The 17,510-nt window shown below is 57.5% G+C and carries 9 protein-coding genes and 1 pseudogene; 3 read left to right on the top strand and 7 right to left on the bottom strand.

Annotated elements, in window-relative coordinates; genetic code table 11:
- Nucleotides 1–11: 11 nt before the first annotated feature.
- Nucleotides 12–227 (bottom strand): ribosome modulation factor, encoded by a 216-nt coding sequence (rmf, locus tag ACIPZ5_RS24060; RefSeq protein ID WP_079227119.1) that lies wholly within the window; start codon nt 225–227, stop codon nt 12–14.
- Nucleotides 228–789: 562 nt separating this feature from the next.
- Between rmf and rlmKL the strand changes: the two genes are divergently transcribed.
- Both rlmKL and ACIPZ5_RS24050 read left to right on the top strand, forming a co-directional pair.
- Complete coding sequence (gene rlmKL / locus ACIPZ5_RS24055; RefSeq protein WP_343599682.1) at nt 790–2,982, top strand: bifunctional 23S rRNA (guanine(2069)-N(7))-methyltransferase RlmK/23S rRNA (guanine(2445)-N(2))-methyltransferase RlmL; 2,193 nt, start codon at nt 790–792, stop codon at nt 2,980–2,982.
- Between the two features lie 94 nt (nt 2,983–3,076).
- The gene (locus tag ACIPZ5_RS24050; protein ID WP_343599680.1) at nt 3,077–5,470 is read left to right on the top strand and encodes a diguanylate cyclase; all 2,394 of its coding nucleotides are present in this window, start codon (nt 3,077–3,079) and stop codon (nt 5,468–5,470) included.
- A gap of 72 nt (nt 5,471–5,542) precedes the next feature.
- Here ACIPZ5_RS24050 and dacB read toward each other — a convergent pair whose 3' ends face one another.
- The gene (gene dacB, locus ACIPZ5_RS24045; RefSeq protein ID WP_400810986.1) at nt 5,543–7,006 is read right to left on the bottom strand and encodes a D-alanyl-D-alanine carboxypeptidase/D-alanyl-D-alanine-endopeptidase; all 1,464 of its coding nucleotides are present in this window, start codon (nt 7,004–7,006) and stop codon (nt 5,543–5,545) included.
- 187 nt (nt 7,007–7,193) lie between these two features.
- On the opposite strand from dacB, the gene ACIPZ5_RS24040 reads away from it, so the two are divergent.
- Nucleotides 7,194–7,538, top strand: coding sequence for a YggL family protein (locus ACIPZ5_RS24040; protein ID WP_085674884.1), 345 nt, complete (start codon nt 7,194–7,196; stop codon nt 7,536–7,538).
- A gap of 38 nt (nt 7,539–7,576) precedes the next feature.
- On the opposite strand, the gene ACIPZ5_RS24035 is transcribed toward ACIPZ5_RS24040, so the two are convergent.
- The 5 genes and pseudogenes from ACIPZ5_RS24035 to ACIPZ5_RS24015 all read right to left on the bottom strand — a co-directional run bounded on the left by ACIPZ5_RS24035 (nt 7,577) and on the right by ACIPZ5_RS24015 (nt 17,505).
- Complete coding sequence (locus ACIPZ5_RS24035) at nt 7,577–11,176, bottom strand: ATP-binding protein (protein ID WP_343599676.1); 3,600 nt, start codon at nt 11,174–11,176, stop codon at nt 7,577–7,579.
- Between the two features lie 7 nt (nt 11,177–11,183).
- Nucleotides 11,184–11,495, bottom strand: a pseudogene (locus tag ACIPZ5_RS24030) (LuxR C-terminal-related transcriptional regulator); the annotation flags it as partial.
- A gap of 623 nt (nt 11,496–12,118) precedes the next feature.
- Nucleotides 12,119–14,674 (bottom strand): TniQ family protein, encoded by a 2,556-nt coding sequence (locus ACIPZ5_RS24025; protein ID WP_400810984.1) that lies wholly within the window; start codon nt 14,672–14,674, stop codon nt 12,119–12,121.
- Complete coding sequence (locus ACIPZ5_RS24020; RefSeq protein WP_400810982.1) at nt 14,637–15,623, bottom strand: ATP-binding protein; 987 nt, start codon at nt 15,621–15,623, stop codon at nt 14,637–14,639. Before ACIPZ5_RS24020 ends, ACIPZ5_RS24025 begins: the two co-directional genes overlap by 38 nt.
- Nucleotides 15,616–17,505, bottom strand: coding sequence for a transposase (locus ACIPZ5_RS24015; RefSeq protein ID WP_400810980.1), 1,890 nt, complete (start codon nt 17,503–17,505; stop codon nt 15,616–15,618). Before ACIPZ5_RS24015 ends, ACIPZ5_RS24020 begins: the two co-directional genes overlap by 8 nt.
- Between the last annotated feature and the right edge of the window lie 5 nt (nt 17,506–17,510).

Below are 17,510 nucleotides of genomic sequence, written 5' to 3'. Positions count from 1 at the left end.
AGTGTCCTCGTTCAGCCAACGGCGTGATTTTCGTTGAGTCTATGGATGCCAGCGGTGCCAGTCATTCCGTCCCAGTTATCACCGCGACCTTCGCGCCAGCCGTTAATCCAGGCTTGGCGAACTGAAGGAAGTGTAAAGGGGCAAAGTTCGCGGGATTTGCCGGTGACCCCGTATTGGTAGCCACGTGAATATGCTCTTTCCAACGGATCACGCTTAAGTCTTCTCATAGGGTGTTGCCCTCACTTGTTGACTGTAATGTCCCGTCGGCCTCTCCGAGGCCGGGCAGAGTCTTTCTGCCGGTTTGCGCTCGCTGCCGGCGTGGCGAGCTGAAGGTGCCGCCTCGTTGCGATGCGGCCTGAGACCAGTTCTAACGAATGCAGGTCACTGTGTGAATGATCGATTTGTCATAAGCACGTAACCTTTCCAAGGGTGAGGGGATAAGTAAATAAATGCGACTCAACCTTGTTTGGCGCTGAGCCCGCAATGATCGGGGTTTGCCGAACCTTGACGTCATTTCGCCAGCGTTGCGGCGGCATGACAGAAATAATTGGTAATGCGACGAAGGGTCACGCTGGGCCCCAAGTCGACGGAAATTATTGGAACTGCCTGATGATCTAAGCTGTTTCTGCCACCCGGCGAGCGGCAGATCGATCAGGCGGCCCGGCCGCCTTGCTGCGATGAAGCAGTGGGGAAGGCCACTCGGACGCTTGCTGGAAGGGCGTTCGGGCAAACATCGGCAAGGCGATGCGTCGCCTTGTCACTCACATAGCCCAAGGCGCTGGAATACTCATGTCGGACCGTTTCGAACTTTACCTCACCTGCCCCAAAGGCCTGGAAGGCCTGCTTGCCGAAGAGGCCCGAGGCCTCGGCCTCGACGATGTGCGTGAGCACACCTCGGCCATTCGCGGCGCCGCCGACATGGAAACCGCCTACCGCCTGTGCCTCTGGTCGCGCCTGGCCAACCGCGTGCTGCTGGTGCTCAAGCGTTTCTCGATGAAGAACGCTGACGACCTCTATGATGGCGTGCACGCCGTCGACTGGGCCGACCATTTGGCTGCGGACGGCACCTTGGCCGTGGAATTCAGTGGCCACGGTTCGGGCATCGACAATACCCATTTCGGTGCCCTCAAGGTCAAGGACGCGATCGTCGACAAGCTGCGCAACCGTGAAGGCCTGCGCCCGTCGGTGGAAAAGGTCGACCCGGATGTGCGCGTGCACCTGCGCCTGGACCGTGGCGAGGCGATCCTGTCCCTAGACCTGTCTGGTCACAGCCTGCACCAGCGTGGCTACCGCCTGCAGCAAGGCGCTGCGCCACTGAAGGAAAACCTGGCGGCTGCGGTGCTGATCCGCGCCGGCTGGCCGCGCATCGCTGCCGAAGGGGGCGCCCTGGCCGACCCGATGTGCGGTGTCGGTACCTTCCTGGTGGAGGCGGCAATGATCGCTGCCGACATCGCGCCCAACCTCAAGCGTGAGCGCTGGGGCTTCAGTGCCTGGCTCGGCCATGTGCCGGCCACCTGGCGCAAGGTCCACGAAGAGGGTCTGGCCCGCGCGCAAGCCGGCCTGGCCAAGCCGCCACTGTGGATTCGCGGCTATGAAGCCGACCCGCGGCTGATCCAGCCGGGGCGCAACAACGTCGAGCGCGCAGGGCTGGGCGACTGGGTGAAGATCTACCAGGGCGAAGTCAGCACCTTCGAGCCGCGCCCGGACCAGAACCAGAAAGGCCTGGTCATCAGCAACCCGCCGTACGGCGAGCGCCTGGGTGACGAAGCCAGCCTGCTGTACCTCTACCAGAACTTTGGCGAGCGCCTGCGCCAGGCCTGCATGGGCTGGGAAGCGGCGGTGTTCACCGGCGCGCCGGAGCTGGGCAAGCGCATGGGCATTCGCAGCCACAAGCAGTATGCCTTCTGGAACGGCGCCTTGCCGTGCAAGCTGCTGCTGTTCAAGGTCCAGCCTGACCAGTTCGTCACCGGCGAGCGTCGCGAGGCCCAGGCCGACAATGGCGAGGCGCGCCGCCCTGCGGCAGTTGCCAGTGAGCCGGCACGCCTGTCGGAAGGCGCGCAGATGTTCGCCAACCGCCTGCAGAAAAACCTCAAGCAGCTTGGCAAGTGGGCCCGCCGTGAACAGGTCGATTGCTACCGCCTGTACGATGCCGACATGCCTGAATATGCCTTGGCGGTCGACCTCTATCAGGACTGGGTGCACGTGCAGGAGTACGCCGCCCCTCGCTCGATCGACCCGGACAAGGCTCAGGCGCGCCTGCTCGATGCCCTGGCGGCCATTCCCCAGGCACTGAACATCGACCCGCAGCGTGTGGTGCTCAAGCGCCGCGAGCGCCAGAGCGGCACCCGCCAGTACGAGCGCCAGGCTACCGAAGGGCGTTTCCTGGAGGTCAATGAAGGCGGCGTGAAGCTGCTGGTCAACCTCACTGACTACCTCGACACCGGGCTGTTCCTCGACCACCGCCCGATGCGCATGCGCATTCAGCGCGAGGCCAACGGCAAGCGCTTCCTCAACCTGTTCTGCTACACCGCCACGGCCACCGTGCACGCGGCCAAGGGCGGTGCGCGCAGCACCACCAGTGTCGACCTGTCGAAGACCTACCTGGACTGGGCGCGGCGCAACCTGTCGCTGAACGGCTTCTCTGAGCGTAACCGCCTGGAGCAGGGCGATGTCATGGCCTGGCTGGAAGGCAACCGCGACAGCTACGACCTGATCTTCATCGACCCGCCGACCTTCTCCAACTCCAAACGCATGGAAGGGGTATTCGACGTTCAGCGTGACCATGTGCAACTGCTCGACCTGGCCATGGCCCGCCTGGCACCCGGTGGCGTGCTGTATTTCTCCAACAACTTCCGCAAGTTCCAGCTCGATGAGCATGTGAGCACGCGCTATGCGGTCGAGGAAATCAGTGCCCAGACGCTGGACCCGGATTTCGCCCGCAACAACCGCATCCACCGCGCCTGGCGCCTGCAACTGCGTTAATTCGACGAGGCGCATTGCGCGCCTAATGGCCAATAGCTATAACTCAGCACAGGGCCAGAGAATTCGCAGGACGCTGACGTGATGAGATCGATCTATGTCGAAGTGGGGCGTGCGTGCGAAGGTGCTGGGCCTGTGCAGCGAGGCGCTGGCTGCCTGGGCGGTGGCGCTGGTGGCGTTGGTGGCCGGCGCCCTGCTGTCGGCTGCCCTGGCGTTGGCCGCGCAGGCATTCTACAAGCAGCAGTTGCGCCAGCGCTTCGAGCTGCTGGCCAGCGAGCGCCATAGCCGCATTGCCGAGCGTTTCGACGACCAGGAGCAACGCCTGGATGGCTTGCGACGCTTCTTTACCTATTCCAACAACATCACCCCGAGCGAATTCGATGGCTACGCCCGACCTTTGCTGAAGCGGACCCAGGCCTATTCCTGGGCGCCGCGTGTCGAAGCCGGGCAGCGGCGCGAGTTCGAACGCCAGGCCAGTGCCTGGCTGGGGCAGGATTACCAGATCCGTGAACTGGATGGTGCAGGTAACTGGCATCCATCGCCACAGCGCGACCATTACTACCCGGTGCTCTACACCCAGGCCGACGCGTTGCAGGGCCAGCCCTACGGGCTCGACCTGCGCAGTCAGCCGGCCCGCGAGCAGACCTTGGCGCGGGCACTGCAGCCAGGCAGCATGGCGGTTTCCGAACCGCTGGACATGCTCAACGTCGCGCCCGACCTCAGCCGTGGGTTGCTGATGGTCGCACCGGTGTTCGCCGCGGCACGGCCGGATGACCCGCCAGCGGGATATGTCATGGCCTTGCTGAACATGCGTCAGCTGATCACAGAAGGCCAGCCCGTCGCCGCGGATGACAACCTGGTGGTGCGCATCATCGATCCGAGCGGTCGCGATGGCCATGAAGTGCTGTTCGACTCGCAGAACCCGGTGGCGGCGCTGGCCTTGGCCAGCACGCAGTTGCTGCACCTTGCCGACCATCATTTTCAGCTCGACATTCGCCCGAGCCAGGCCTTCCTGCAGGCCAACCAATCCACCGCCGCCCTGGCCGTCGGGTTTCTCGGCGGGCTGTTGAGCCTGTTGCTGAGCGCTTTGCTCTACAGCCTGTTCAGCCAGCGCCAGCGTGCCTTGACCCTGGTCGAGCAGCGCACGGCGGAGCTGCGGGTCAGCGAGCAGTCGTTGCGCGATACCCACAACCAGTTGCGCAGTGTGCTGGATGCCGCAACCCAGGTGGCCATCATCGCGACCAGCCTCAAGGGCGAAGTCAGCACCTTCAACGCCGGTGCCGAACGCATGCTGGGTTATGCGGCCAGTGAAGCCATCGGGCACCTGCAACTGGAAGACCTGGTGATGCCTGAAGAGCTCAGCCAGCGCGCCCATGCCTTGAGCCTGCGCTATGGCCGGCACATCGCCGGTGGCCAGGCAATGTTCGCCGAGACCATCCAGGACAGTGGTGGTGAGCCGGGCGAGTGGACCTTGGTGCGCAAGGATGGCAGCCATTTGCTGGCCAACATGTTGGTGACCGCCGTGCTCGACGAGCAGGGGCTCTGGGTCGGCTACCTGGCGATCTGCATCGATGTCACCGAGCGGCGTCGTGTGCACGAGGCGTTGGCCCTGCGTGACCGTTTGCTGGAGAAGCTCAGCGCGGAAGTGCCTGGCGGGATCTATCAGTACCAGCTGGATGCCGATGGCCATTCCTGCTTCCCCTATGCCAGTCAGGGGCTGTTCGACATCTACGAGGTCGACTTGCAGCTGCTGCGCCAGGACGCCACGGCGGTCTTCGAGCGTATTCACCCTGATGACCTGGAGCGCGTGCGCCGGTCGGTGCGTTATTCCGCCGAACACCTCTCGCCGTGGCGCGAAGAGTACCGGGTGTGCCTGCCGCGTGCAGGCTTGCGCTGGGTGCGTGGCGAAGCGACGCCGGAGCCTGGCGAGGGCGGCTGCACGCTGTGGCACGGCTACCTTACTGACATTTCAGACCTGAAAGGGGTCGAGGAAGAATTGCGTGCCTTGTCGGTGACCGATGCGCTGACCGGTATTCATAACCGCCGCTATTTCCAGGAGCGACTCAAGGTCGAACTGGACCGCGCCCAGCGTGATGGGCTGGACCTGGCGGTGATCATGCTCGATATCGACCATTTCAAACGGATCAACGATCAGTACGGCCATGCCGTGGGTGACCATGTGTTGCGCAGCTTGTGCCAACGGATCGGTCAGCGTTTGCGCCGCACCGATGTGTTCTGTCGGTTGGGTGGGGAGGAGTTCATGGTGCTGTGCCCGGGCAGCAATGCCGAGCAGGCGCGGATGCTGGCCATGGAGCTGTGGCAAGGGGTGCGCGGTGTGCCGGTCGAAGGCGTGGGCAAGGTGACTGCGAGCTTTGGTGTGGCCGGTTGGCGGCTGGGGGAGGGGGCCGATGCCTTGCTGCTGCGCGCGGATGCCGGTGTGTACGCGGCCAAGCAGGCCGGCCGAGACAGGGTCGAGGCAGAGTTGACCTGAAGTTTTCTTACTGTCTGTACTGGCCTCTTCGCGGGCTTGCCCGCGAAGAGGCCAGTACAGGCTAAGTGCGTATCAAGGCGCTGCTGCCGTTGCGCTGTTGTTCAGCTTCGGCTGGCGATACAGATCGAGCAGCACCTGGTCGAGCACCTGCGAGGCACCCCACGGCTTCGGATCGTTGAGGATCGCCGCCACCGCCCAGGTATTGCCGTTGCTGTCGCGGCTGAAACCGGCGATCGCCCGCACGGTGTTCAGGGTGCCGGTCTTGATGTGCCCTTCACCGGTCATGGCGGTGCGCTTGAGGCGTTTGCGCATGGTGCCGTCCATGCCCACCAGCGGCATCGAGCTGATGAACTCGGCGGAGTAAGGGCTGTTCCACGCGGCCTGCAGCAGTGCCGCCATCTCGCGGGTGCTAACCCGCTCCGCGCGCGACAGGCCGGAGCCGTTTTCCATCACCAGGTGCGGCGCGGTGATCCCTTTCTTCGCCAGCCACTGGCGCACCACGCGTTGCGCGGCACGGGCATCGTCACCATCGGCGTCGGTGCGGAACTGTGCTCCCAGGCTCAGGAACAGCTGCTGGGCCATGGTGTTGTTGCTGTATTTGTTGATGTCGCGGATCACTTCCACCAGGTCGGGCGAGAAGGCACGGGCCAGCAGGCGTGCGCTCTTCGGCACGTTTTCGAAGCGGTCGCGGCCCTGGATGCTGCCACCCAGCTCGTTCCAGATCGCCCGCACGGCGCCGGCGGCGTAGGTCGGGTGGTCAAGCAACGACAGGTAGGTCTGCGAGTTGCAGCCATCGCCCAGCTGGCCGGTGACGGTCACGCTGATGCCATCGGCCTGCTGCACCGGGTTGTAGCGCACATCGCCGCTGCACTGCTTGGCGGCCACGGCCTTGACCTGGTTGTCGATATGGATGCTGGCGATCGGCGGTTCGACCGCAACGGTAACCTTGCCACCGTCGTTGCGGGCAACGAAGCGCAGGGCCTTGAGGTTGATCATCAGCGAGTCGGGCTTGACCAGGAATGGCTTGTTGACGTCGCCGCCGTCATCGTCGAACTGCGGCAGGTTGGGCTGCACGAAGTGGCTGCGGTCCAGCACCAGGTCGCCGGTAACGGTGCGTACGCCATTGGCGCGCAGGTCACGCATCAGCAGCCAGAGCTTTTCCATGTTCAACTTGGGGTCGCCACCGCCCTTGAGGTACAGGTTGCCATTGAGCACGCCGTTGTTCAGGGTGCCATCGGTGTAGAACTCGGTTTTCCACTGGAAGGTCGGGCCGAGCAGTTCGAGGGCGGCGTAGGTGGTGACCAGCTTCATGGTCGAGGCCGGGTTGACCGAGACATCGGCGTTGAACACGGTGGCCGAGCCTGGGCCGTTCAGTGGCAGCATGACCAGCGACAGTGCGCTGTCCTGCAGCTTGTTGGCCTTGAGCGCCTGCTGGACTTTCGGTGGCAGGGTAGTATTGACGGCGGCAGCCTGGCTGGGTAATGCGAGCGGCAGCAGCAGGCTGGCGAGAACGAGGGGGCGGAGCTTTTTGATCATATGGATTAAAGACCCTGCGCACGAGGGAAAAAGACAATGGGGCTGTAAGAGATGATCACCCCAGGACGAAATACAGAGCGCATTATGCCCCAAGCGCAGCATTCATGCGCCACGTTCGACGGAAAAGCGCCTTTGTAGCGCGGAAGCTGTTAAAGTGCCGCGCGTTATTACTCAAGAGGATTGTTTCATGGCTACCAACCGTTCCCGTCGTCTGCGCAAGAAGCTGTGCGTTGATGAATTCCAGGAGCTGGGTTTCGAGCTGAACCTGGGTTTCAAGGAAGACCTGTCTGACGAAGCCATCGATGCCTTCCTCGACGCCTTCCTGGCAGAAGCCATGGATGCCAACGGTCTGGACTACGTCGGCGGCGATGATTTCGGCCTGGTCTGCCTGGCCAACCGCGGCTCGGTCAGCGAAGAGCAGCGCGCCACTGTCGAAGCCTGGCTCAAAGGCCGTAGTGAACTGACCAACATCGAAGTCAGCCCGCTGCTGGACGCCTGGTATCCGGAAAAGCCGATCAACCCGGCTTCCTGATGCGTGATTGAGCGGCGCCCGGCACGGGCGTCGCTCCTTCAAGCCCTGGTCAGCTCCCTGGCCAGCGCTTTCTCGGCGCGGCGCATATGCCGTGCCAGTGCCTGTCGCTGCAGTTTGATACCGGCCGCAGGTAGATGTTGCTCCTCCAGGGCCGCGCAGGCCTTCATCATGCCCTTTGCTTCCAGCATCCTTGCCGCGCTGAGGATCTTGTGTGCCTGCTCGCGGATCTCGGCTGCCTGATGGAGCGGGTCTAGCCCCATGAGCAGTGCCAGGTCTTCCCGCAGGCTTGCCTGCACGGCGGTGAGAAAAAGGGCGCGGCTTTCGGCGTTGTCGCCGACGATGCCGGCCAGGCCCGCAAGGTTGAACGGCGGGGTAGCGAGTTGCCGTCGATGGGGCGTGATCCTGGCCAGGCATTGGCTGAGGGTACGCAGGCTGATGGGTTTGAGCAGGCAATCGTCCATACCGGCGCTAAGGCATTTCTGCCTGACTTCCGGTTGAGCATTAGCGGTGTAGCCCAGGATGACGCAACGCGGGCGCCCGTTCTGGCGCTCTTCGCAACGAACGGCGGTGGCAACCTGGTAGCCATTCATGTGCGGCATATTGCAATCGAGCACCAACACGTCAAACGGGGTTTGGCGCCATTTTTCCAGGCCTTCATGGCCTTCGCTGGCGCTGGCATGGCTGAGCCCCAGGTAGTTCAGTTGCTGCGCCATCAGCATCAGGTTGGCGGGGTGGTCGTCGATCACCAGCACCTTCAGGTCGGGCGCGGGTGCTTCGACCTGTTCCACCTCCAATGCGGGTGCCACCGGGGTATCCACGCGCTCCAGCGGCAACATCAGGCGAACCTGGGTGCCAAAGCCCGGATGGCTCTTGATGCTCAGGTTGCCCCCCATCATCTCGCACAGACTGCGGCAGATAGCCAGGCCCAGCCCAGTACCTGCACGGGCGCCCTGGCTATGGGGATTGGCCTGGACGAACGGGTTGAACAGCCGCTGCAGATCTTCGTCATCAATACCGATGCCGCTGTCACGCACTTCGAGCTCCAGTGTTGACGGTACGCCCGGGCCTTCGTCACGCAAGCTAAGGGTGACGTGGATCTGCCCTCGCTCGGTAAACTTGATGGCATTGCTGACAAGGTTGGACAGGATCTGCTTGAAGCGCAGTGGGTCGAGCAAGGCATGGCCGCGCGCGCTGGGGCTGATGCTGACCACCAGGGACAGGTTCTTCTGCCGGGCCTGACCATCGAACACGCGGCCAACCGACTCGACCAGTGCGGCAGGATCGACCGCTTCTGGGCTCAGTGACAGGTGGCCGGACTCGATACGCACGATATCCAGGATGTCGCCGATCAGGCCAAGCAGGTCCCTGGCCGAGTGGTGGGCGACTTCCAGCGAGGTGGGGTCTGCTTGCCCCTGCAGGGCGCGCCTCAGCGCCAGTTCGAGCATGCCGATTACCGCATTCATCGGCGTGCGGATCTCATGGCTGATGGTGGCAAGGAAGGTGCTCTTGGCGCGGTTTGCGTCGTCGGCCAGACGCTTGGCTTCGCGCAGCTCCTGCACCAGCTTGCGGCGTTCGCTGATGTCGATCCAGCCGCCAATGATCCCTTGCACTTCACCCAGCGAATCACGATAGGGCAGGATCCAGTGGTAGATGGTGAGCTGCTTGTCCTTGATGCGTAAAGGACGGTCGATGATCAGCGGCACGCCGGCAGCCATCACCTGCTGGTAGTCTGCCTGGATCTGACGGGTGTTCTCGGCGTCCGAGAACGGGCTCTCGTCCAGGCGCCTGCCAATTACTGCCTCCAGGTTGGACTGGACGGCCTCCAGGTAGCTGGCATTGCAGCTCTGCAGGCGACCTTCGCGGTCGCGCACATACATCGGGTGCGGAGTGCCGTTGAGCAGTGCACCCATGAACTCCAGCTGATCGTTCAGCGCGCGTTCGGCGCGTTGGCGATGTTTGATCTGCCCCCGCAGGTGGGCGTTCCAGATCAGCGCCAGCAGCAGCAACAGGCCAGTGCCCAGCAGCACTTGCAGGATCAGGCGGCGCAAGGCTGGCCAGTTGGCATCTTCATGGACATCGTAGCCGCGCCAGCGATTGTTTATGACCCCCAGCTCTTCCGGTGAAATACTCAGCAGGGCCTTGTCGAGGATCGCGGCAAGCGGCATGTCCTGTTCGCTGGTGGCCATGGCGAAGACGGCCGGCTCGCTGCCCACCGTGTTGCGAATGATCAGGTCGTTATTGCCGGCCAAGATGTGATTGGCATCGATCAAGGGGGTAATCACAGCGTCGACGGCGCCACTTTTGAGCAGCGCCACGGAATAGTAGGGGCTCTCGGTCTCGATCCAGTTGACCCGCGGGAATCGGGTTGCCAGCAGGTCGTCGAGGTTGCTGTAACGGGAGATGGCAACGCGCTGCCCGCTCAGTTGCTCCAGAGAGCCGAACTGTTCATCTTCGGTGCGGGTGACCAGCACATGCGGGCTTTCGAGGTACGGCCGGCTCAGGTGCAGAGGTTTGTCGGTGATCCCGTCGCTGGCAAGCGCAGCAATCATGTTGACCCGCCCGTTTTCCAGGCGGGCGAGCATGTCGGCAGTGCCATTGGCCCGTTGCACCTCGAAGCGCAGGCCGGTACGCAGGCGTATCAGGTCCAGCAGGTCGGCGGTTATCCCGCGAAAATGGCCATTTCCATCGAAATAGGAAAGTGGCGCCGCCGTTTCGTCGATGGCGACCTGCATGACCGGGTGGCTGAGCAGCCACTGCTCCTCCTCGGGCGACAGCTGGAGTGTTCGATCACTCAGCAGCAAGTCGCCGCCCGCGCTCCAGCGCTTGTAGATGCTGGCTCGCACGGCGCTGGACTGGCGGTCGAGCGTCGCATTGACCAGGGTTATGAGCTGTACGTCATCAGCGCGCATCGCGAAACTGAAACCGATGTTTTCGTGCTGGCCGAAACTGGCCATGCGCAAGCGTGGAAGGTGGCCGCGATTGAGTTGGTAGTGGGTCGAAATGGTGTCGCCGATGTACACATCAGCCTGGCCAAAAGCCACGGCGTTGAGGGCCTGGGTCGAGGAGCCGAACGCCAGTACTTCGGCTTTGGGGTAAGCCGCATGGACATTCTCCTGGGGCAGGTAGTGGTAGAGCATGCCCAGGCGCATGTCGGCCAGGCCCCCGTTGAGGGGGCGTTGTTCATCTTCCCGTGTGACCAGCACGGGTTGATCGACGGCATAGGGGTGCGAAAGTGCCAGTCCCTCGGTTGCCGCTTCGTACCCATTGGCGCTGCCGAGCAGGTCGATATCGCCGCGTTTGAGCGCCTGAACGGCCGCTTGCCGGTGGGGGTAGCGCACGACCTGGACCGGCAGGCGCAGCGCCTTGCCGATCAGGTTGGCGTATTCGGCGGTGAGGCCCTGGTAGACCTGGCCGCCACTGGTGATGTCAAAGGGTGGATAGTCGGGGGCCGAGGTGCCCAGGATCAGCGCATGGCGGCCCTGCAGCCACTGCCGTTGCTGATCCGTCAATGTCGGGCTCAGTGTCATCGTTGAGGAGCGCGCCAGCAGTGTATAGGGCACGGCTTCATGGGAGGCGGCCTGCGCCAGGTTGCAGCCCAGCGCCAGGACGATGAGCAGGCGGGTAATCACTTGCACCATCAAGACCTCAGACCAGCGCGTTGCGTTTGGCCATTTCGATCAGATCGACCAAGGAGTCAGCTTGCAGTTTCTGCATGAGTCGCTTCTTGTAGGTACTGACGGTCTTGTTGCTGAGGAACATGCCTTTGGCGATCTCCTGATTACTGCGGCCCTGGGCGAAAAGTTGCAGGACCATGAGTTCTCGATCATTAACGAGTCGGAAAAGTCGCAAGTCGCAGTCCGCTGTTTCGTGGTTGTTGTGAATGGCCTGGCTGGGAAAGTAGTTATACCCGGCGATTACGGCCTTGATTGCACTCAGCAGTTCGTTCAGATCTTCCCGATCAATTTCAACCAGAAATGACACGGTTGACCGTATCTGGCATAGATTTCAGGGATGTTCGAACCTGATTTTTCAAAAAAATTTATGTTGCTGAATAGGTGTTGCTATAGGGTTAAAGTAAGTGAATGGTTTGGGGTGGGTTCTGTAGTAATGACTCAAAGCGAAGTAATGCGCAAGATTGTCAGTAACACGGTTTCCATATCTTCTGTTTGGAGATTGCCAATCTGAGATGTTGTTAGAGGTTGCAGAAAAATTAGCAGACAAAATCCCAGTAATCCCATGGCGCAGTGAGAATGCTGGTTTTATGGCCGGAGGAAATGGAGGCGATTTGTTGGCAGTAATATTTAATGGAGTTTTGATAGGAGCGTTAGCGATATTGCTTCTGGCTGTTGTGGTGCGAGAGAATAAGATATGAGTTAATATTCGCTTTTAGAGCCATTTCTTGGAATTTGACTGATGGCCGAGAAGGGCCATTTTAGGGGTATTTTCCTTTTTTTGTTTATTGGTTAAGTTGCTCTTGTGTGTTTTTAGGCTGTTCCATTGTTTTCTTGATGATTTCGTTTGCAGTCATGTTGATAAAAAGTCCCTGTCGTGAGTTAGTTAAATGGAAGGCGTGGAAGTGCCTAAGGTTGCGCGATCTTTAGATGTGAACTTACAGGGTTGTGACTGAGGTAATTTAATACATTATCAAGGCGTAATAATGGTTTGGCGATTAACCCAGATACATCCATTTCTACTTTTAAAACTCCGCGCGCGATTAAACACCTGCTGGTATCAGTTTTGTAAAAATACAAGCGATCAGCCATTGCGCAGGTGATGTAAGTTTGAAGAATGCATTGGATTTTTTCGAAGTCTTCTTTTGTTAGATATTTTTCTCCGTTGAATTTTGTTGTTGATACGAAGCCTTTTATCACAAATGTTCCAACGAAATCATTGTTCGTCATTTGGTATTGCTCGAGAGCTTGGCTGAGTAAAGTACAGGTTGGTGAAATATGGCGCACGATAGATGACGTTTGGCTCGCTGCCTCTTTGATCATGGTCACAAGTGGGGAGTCTACAGGTGTTTCGGTGTCTAGGAATGATAGTATATAATGGCTGAATCGATAGAACTTTGCTGTGCTGCTTGTGGCTGGCATTTTGCTAGAGGCATATTTGTATAGTGTGTCAATAAGTTTAGGTGTTGGGCGTGATGGAAACCCTAAAAAGGAAAGTAGTTGTTCAAGGATTGAAAACTTTTTAAAAAAAAGGTCCACCGTACCTGGGCGGAAGTAGATTGTTCGTCTTCCCTGCAGGTGGCTAATGAAGTTGTGATGCGCGAGGAACACTATAGTGTCTTCATTAACACCGGTACGTTTGCGGGCGCTGTCGATGGTTAAAATAGTTTGTGGCTCGTTAGAGCTTTCTAAGGACAAAATGGACTTGATCTTTGAGATTTCGCTTTTTTTGTATAGCAGGTCAACTCTGATCAGGCCGGTTTCCGGAAAGACTATTGGCTGAACGCTTAATGCCTGCAATGCATCGCATAGCATAAATGAAGGTATTTTTAGTTCTTTTCCGACAGTTTTGCTGTTGACGTATTTTTTTCGAAATTTTAAAAGCTCGGTATTGGGGATGTAAATCTTATTCTTGGATATCAAGCAGTTTCGCAGGTAATGCCATTTTATTAGTTGGTGCAGGGTTGTGCTTTGAATTTTTAGAAGTTTAGTTGCTTCAGTGCATGTTGAGTAGTTTTTGAAGAATATGGGGTCGGCCGGCATTTTAGGAAGAATGAGTCGGAAGGACTGGCGGGTGTGCTCTACATTGTCATTCAACAGGGTCTTTATTGCCTGAATGTCATCCATGGTAAACAAGCAATTTGACCAGTGAAGTCCGTAACTATAGGTGGGTTCAAGGTTAAGTTCTATGATGGCTCTATGGAGCTTTCTCAGTTCGATGCCGCAAGTCCCTGCAATGTAACGAGGCGGTTGTAGTCGACTGAGGAGGGCGTCGATTTCATCTGCGAGGAAGAATTTTTTACTGTGAGTTCCTGAGTAATACGAGATTAGACCATGTCGGGCATAGGTCTGTATTACTTGCGGCTTGACACAGAGTCGACAAGCAGCTTCTTTGGCAGTGCAAAGTTCTGCTTTTGGTTTAGGTAGGCGTCCTGCACCCATGTCTTGATATTGTTCATGTGCCGCGTATGCTGCGTAAATGTCATCAATGGTGAAGAGTCTTTTCGTTGGGTTCAGACTTAAGCGTAATTGCCTAGGGTTGGGGAAATAAACTCCTTCGTTTTGCAGTTTGCGTTTGATTTGTTTGAAGGTTAATAGGAAGGGTGTGGTACTGTGAATTGTTTCACGGGTTGCAGTGTTCTGTGCTAAAAACATGCTAGTGGCTGCAGTTGTTGCAGGGGTGTGTATGCCTGAAAAGCGTGCGATTATCCACGATTTATCAATTTCAGGATAAGTGTTATGTAAGGAGGTAAAGTGTTGTAGTAGTCCTTGAGCGTCGCCATTAGCAATTAGCATTGCTGCTTCATTTATCTGGCAGCGGGTCGCATCAGGAGCGGCAGGTGCTTTGGGCGTTGGGCTGCCCAGGTGACGTACTATTAGGAAAATCTTGTCAAAGTAAGCTTGGTTCTGCGCTCTTAGGCTTTGCATCAGGTATTCTTCAGGACTGCAGTCTCTAGACGAAGCTGAGCGGCATGTGAGCATATTGTCGCAGTAATGACATCGTCCAGATAGCGCGTGCCACCATTTTATGGCACCTCCGCATGCTGGGCATCGCATCAAGTATTTTTTCTGGTGATAAGGGCAGAACTCTGCCAGTGTGAAGTCTTGAATTTGGCGCTGCCAACCTTCTTTAAAGCATTCGTCACAGAAGGCAAATGACCTCAGTCGTAGGTATCTTATAGGTACTTCAACTCCGCTAACTACCAGATGTCGCGCGTGAGCGCGTTTTACTATTTGGTAAAAACTCTCAAGAAGGGGAGTAGCAAAGGTGTCTGCTTCTTCAGCCAGGAACCGAGTAATCGGAGCTGTTTGAGTTATCGCGAGATGATCCAGTGCTGATTGCCCCACGCAAACTGAGCTAAACTCATGAATTGAGTGAAAACCGTGAGCCAGTGTTGCTCTTCTGATTAAGCTGTATGGGCTTTCATCAGTAAGCGGCATTGGCACGTAGAAGAGCTTGTTCATCGTTGTATACTGATATCAGCTCAAGACATTGGCTCAGCGTTAACTCAAAGGGATTGGTCTCGCTGAGCTGTTTTGGAAGGTCAAGGCTGCGGCATGCCTCAACAAAATCCTGGCGAGAAAGAAAATTTGAATTTCGGTTTAGGACGTTGCAAGCTGCTTCGTACACAATTTGGCGAAGGTATTCCAAATCTCCAACGCTTGCCACGTAGAGCGACGCCATGACCGTGAGATCATGAAGATGGATTTCTCCCCCGTAATTCATGAGTCTGTATAGTTGTTGATCGAGAACTTTAAGTGTCATGCGATAGTCGGATGTATTGAGCTCGCTGAATGTAAAGTGCTCCAGATAGGCGACGTAGCAATACCTTCTAATAAATGGTGAGAAAGTATCTTTTTTTTCCTTGAGTAGAAGCTTACACTGTTCAGTGCCTGCTAGCATGATGGGGATTCCGCTCCTGCTTAGCAGGGTCACCAGCCAATCTAGCGTCACGCCGCGAGACTTATCCGCTTCCGGTTTTAGCAGTCGCTGGATTTCGTCCAAGATGATGACTTTGACCCGGCATTTTTTCAGGCGATCGAGAAGTAATTCGTTAAGTGCATGTACGTCGCCATGTGCCGGGTAAATCCCTAGCTTTTTGAGTAGCGTGGTACATATGCCCTTGATCGTCACCGGAGCTGGCACCGTGCAATTAAGAGCGGTTATGATTTTGTATATGCCATCTTCATCTCGCTCCGTATACGGTGGTTCAAAAGAATCGGTGAATAACTCGCAAAGGCGGGATTTTCCCGAGCCCGACGGCCCGATGATGAAGGCGCAGCTCGCCGTTTTACGCAACTCAGTTGCTTGCAAGGCCTTGCAAAGTTGCGAGTAGGCAAATTGATAACTGGGAAAGAACACGGTCTGTTTACTGAATTCGCTCAGGGCTTGGACCTTCGATTCATCAATCATGTTTGGTCACCAGGCTCGCGTAATCCGATGGGGTACCAGGATGCAATTGGCGCCTACTGTTGCCGTCAGCCTCTAGAGCAACAGAGGGTACGGGTAAATTCCGCTTCGATTTGAAGTCTCCATGCTCTTCCGCGCGCTTGTATGTTTTCCGTTGAGTTTTGGTTTTGGCGCTGGTCAGCTCACGAATGATCTCAACCCTTGCCACGCATGCGGCTCTGTAATTGGGGGACTGCTTGCGGGCTCTGAGACGAGCTTTGATTAATTTATGCAGATGCATGGTCAGACCATTTTGATAATCGGGATCGACCGCCATGACTGTGAATAGTTCGCTCGGCGAACTGGGATCGCAAACCCATGCCGTACCAAGCTCGGAGATGTCATACAGCAACCGCAGTCGCCGTCGTTCTCTTGGGTGCAGGGTCGCCAGATAACTTACAGCGGGACCCGTCCAAGCCAGTCCGTTGTAGCGCAATCGGCCATTGTTGGGTTTGACGTAGGTGACGCACAGTAGGTGGCGCCTCAGGTCCTCTTCGCTGTACCGTTTCTGTTCGAAAGCGATGGAATTGACCTGCTCTTCATCCCAAGCTTCTTGGGGCGATTTTCCCAAGCCGTCATGGAAACCTGGATGGTAGACCGTGTTAAGCCAATTCTCGAAATTGTTTTTAACGTCGTTCAGTGTCAGGCAGGCATTGGCTTCGGAGTCATAGGGATTTGGACCCGAGAATGTCGTTCCGGGCATGCAATGCGCGATGGAGGTGGTCCAGGTCTTGAAGAAACTTTCGACGTGCGGTTTTTGATCCGGATTTCTAGGTTCACAATACGTCACATCTCCGCCCAAGTCCTTGAGAACCCTTTTCAGTCGGGCGTTTGCGAATTCGCTGCCATTGTCCAAGCGATAGCGGCGAGCCAGTCCGCCAAAGGGGTTGCTACTCAACAGAGAGTGTTTGATCGCGCGGATCGTCTTCTCGACGCTCGGCGGATTGTAGGAAATGTCCCATCCCAAAATGATTCGCGTGCGTACTTCGATCAGTACGGTCAGAAAAAGACGCCCGATGAGCTGGCCTTTTTCATCGACCGTTTCCACGTCGAACGTGTGCGTATCGCTTTCGACTAAGTCAAACACTGCATAGGGTCGTCTACACTTACGGCTCCATTTCTGTTTTTTTATGGCTTGACGGTAACCGAGCTGGTGACAGTCGGTCTCGTACCGGTCCATCTCGGTAATGATACGGTAGAGTGTGCTAGCCGAGGGACAGGTCAGCTGATCGTGAGGTGGCCGTTTTTCATTGCAGGTCTCAATGGCACTCTGGATTGCGATAATGAGGTCGGTCTTCTTGCATGGCGTTTGTGTAAAAAACAATTGCGCTATATTGACCTTGATGATCTCTTGCACGATCTCGGGCTGCTTGAGCACACGGCGGATTGGCGAACTTCGGGTTCGGGGAACGAGAGCGAGCTTATTCTCGCCCATGCTCAGGTAAGCCTTGACCCATAAGTAAAGGGCGCCATAGCTCGGTCTCGTTTCGCCTTCCTGCTTGGCAAGTTCGGTAAGCAGAGCCAGTACTGGTTGGCGAGGCAGATGGCCGCCCCAGTGCTCTATCACCGGTAATACATAGCGTAATCGTTTAGCCAGAGCGGTCTGCTGGTGAGGATTCAAGGCGTCGAGAATCAGATCTGCTCGTGGAGCGAAGGGTGCCTCTTGGGTTTTGACTAAGGTGCCTTTACACCAGGCCTTTGCTAACCGCTCATATGATTGAATCACGATCTGCTTACTGAACTTGAGCGAGCGCAGCTGATAGCGACTACCCTCCGCCACGACCACCTGGTAATCCGAACCGTAATATTGATAGTGCTCGCCGACGTGTATTGTCAGGGTATCCATCTCAG

The sequence above is a fragment of the Pseudomonas sp. NPDC089428 genome, from assembly GCF_044749325.1.
GTDB lineage: Bacteria > Pseudomonadota > Gammaproteobacteria > Pseudomonadales > Pseudomonadaceae > Aquipseudomonas.
The sequence above is the reverse complement of the archived record's forward strand: the minus strand, read 5'-3'. Positions and strand labels throughout refer to the sequence as shown.

Bases quoted from the DNA above. Each gene is read 5' to 3' on its own strand.
- rmf (WP_079227119.1), bottom strand. From the start codon at position 227: ATGAGAAGACTTAAGCGTGATCCGTTGGAAAGAGCATATTCACGTGGC.
- rlmKL (WP_343599682.1), top strand. From the start codon at position 790: ATGTCGGACCGTTTCGAACTTTACCTCACCTGCCCCAAAGGCCTGGAA.
- ACIPZ5_RS24050 (WP_343599680.1), top strand. From the start codon at position 3,077: ATGTCGAAGTGGGGCGTGCGTGCGAAGGTGCTGGGCCTGTGCAGCGAG.
- dacB (WP_400810986.1), bottom strand. From the start codon at position 7,006: ATGATCAAAAAGCTCCGCCCCCTCGTTCTCGCCAGCCTGCTGCTGCCG.
- ACIPZ5_RS24040 (WP_085674884.1), top strand. From the start codon at position 7,194: ATGGCTACCAACCGTTCCCGTCGTCTGCGCAAGAAGCTGTGCGTTGAT.
- ACIPZ5_RS24035 (WP_343599676.1), bottom strand. From the start codon at position 11,176: ATGGTGCAAGTGATTACCCGCCTGCTCATCGTCCTGGCGCTGGGCTGC.
- ACIPZ5_RS24025 (WP_400810984.1), bottom strand. From the start codon at position 14,674: ATGAACAAGCTCTTCTACGTGCCAATGCCGCTTACTGATGAAAGCCCA.
- ACIPZ5_RS24020 (WP_400810982.1), bottom strand. From the start codon at position 15,623: ATGATTGATGAATCGAAGGTCCAAGCCCTGAGCGAATTCAGTAAACAG.
- ACIPZ5_RS24015 (WP_400810980.1), bottom strand. From the start codon at position 17,505: ATGGATACCCTGACAATACACGTCGGCGAGCACTATCAATATTACGGT.